The 1,661-nt window shown below is 55.5% G+C and carries 1 protein-coding gene; it reads right to left on the bottom strand.

Going from position 1 to position 1,661, the window contains the following annotated elements; genetic code table 11:
- Positions 1–37 precede the first annotated feature (37 nt).
- A protein-coding gene (locus HGO40_RS30445; RefSeq protein ID WP_250966058.1) for an IS3 family transposase occupies positions 38–1,590 on the bottom strand; the annotation gives its coding sequence in 2 pieces (ribosomal slippage) (positions 38–1,128 and positions 1,128–1,590; 1,554 coding nt in all).
- Positions 1,591–1,661: the final 71 nt, after the last annotated feature.

Raw genomic sequence — 1,661 nt, 5'->3', positions numbered from 1 at the left:
CGGCGTTTTTCAAGGTAGTTGTCGCGTCACCGTTTTGTTATGCCACTTTTGCGATCACAGTAAGCTCTCTTTCAGGGTTCAGATACACCGTCCCGACTGGCCTCCAGTTACGTGTTTCTCCTGACCACCGTCCAGGTTTTTTCGCTCTAGCTAATCTGTAAACAGTGTCACGGCGGGCGAGGATTTCATTGTCCTTGCCTTCATGACGCTGGGCCGGCGTGACGAAGCGGATTCTGCTATGACGATGCACGGTGTTGTACCAGACCATAAAATCCCGAACCCAGACACGCGCATCATCCAGACTGTCAAACCCGCCCAAGGGCCACTGCGGACAGTATTTCAATGTTCTGAACAACGACTCGGAATAAGGGTTGTCGTTGCTGACGCGAGGTCGTCCTCGCGAAGGCGTAATGCCCAAATCGTACATTTTGGACAGCAGTGTCACCGACTTCATGGGCGCGCCATTATCCGAGTGGAGCACCAACGGCTGCTGCCAGCACTTCTCCTGATTCACGCTTCGTTGCAGCAGTGCCGCCGCCTTTTCTCCGCTTTCTGCTTCGTAGACTTCCCAGCCCACGGCTTTGCGGCTGTAGATATCTTCGATCAAGTAGAGATAGTAAAACTGCCCGCGAATCGGCGTGGGCAGATAGGTAATGTCCCAGGACCACACCTGGTTGGCCGACGTCGCGGCATACGTCGTCGGTGCCACATGATGCTGTGGTCTCTTGGCTCGTGACCTGTGTTGCTGCTGGCCCGCAGCCTTGAGCACCCGATAAAAGGTGGCCTCCGAAGCGAGATAACGCCCTTCGTCTGCCAATTGCGGCACGATCTGACTTGGCGGCAGATGGGCATAGGCCTTGCTGTTGCACAGTACCAGGATGTTTTGGCGCTCCAGTTCACTGAGCGCATTACCGGGTATGGGCCTGATCGTTGTCGTACGGCCATCGGCGAGGATTTCGGACGGTAAACTCCAGCGTTGCAGCGTCCTGAGCGAAATGCCAACTTCCTGACAAGCAGGCGCCCTACGGGCGCCCGCCGTGATGGCTTCGTTGAGCCAGCCCACGAGCAAATACCGTTCTGGCAACAAGGTCAGTTGTCCTCGTCGTCGCTTCCCCAGTAGGCATTGAGCTTTTTTCGCAGCACCAGCAGAGCCGCCGTTTCAGCGAGAGCGGCATCTTTGCGGCGCAGTTCGCGTTCCAGTTGTTGGATGCGTTTCTTGTCCCCTCGCACTTGCGCGGCATCAGCTTTTCTACCGGTCGGCTGATGGGTGCTGTTAGCAATAAACTCGTTGCGCCAAGCGGCGACCTGCTCAGGGAAAATGCCCACTCGGCGGCAATATTCGCCCATTTCCAGTTCCGATAGTGCTGATGTTTCGATGACCGCTGTCAGTTTTGACTCGGCTGACCAGTTCTCTACCGGTTGATTTTTTTCGGACAATTGTGAGCCTCGGGCAGCCGCTTGTTTGCGCCATTGATAAAGAGAAAAATCGCTGCAACCCTCACGACGCGCGACCTCTTTTGCAGAGAGACTAAGGGGCGGAAGCATCATTTTCAGCAACGCGGCTTTACGTTCAGGTGAATAGAAAGGCATGACCATACTCTTGCCGCCCCCGAAATGCTTTTAGGAATTTGGAGAGGCGACAACTAGCCTGACACCGGGGG

The organism is Pseudomonas sp. CG7 (assembly GCF_023701885.1).
GTDB lineage: Bacteria > Pseudomonadota > Gammaproteobacteria > Pseudomonadales > Pseudomonadaceae > Aquipseudomonas > Aquipseudomonas zanjanensis.
The sequence above is the reverse complement of the archived record's forward strand: the minus strand, read 5'-3'. Positions and strand labels throughout refer to the sequence as shown.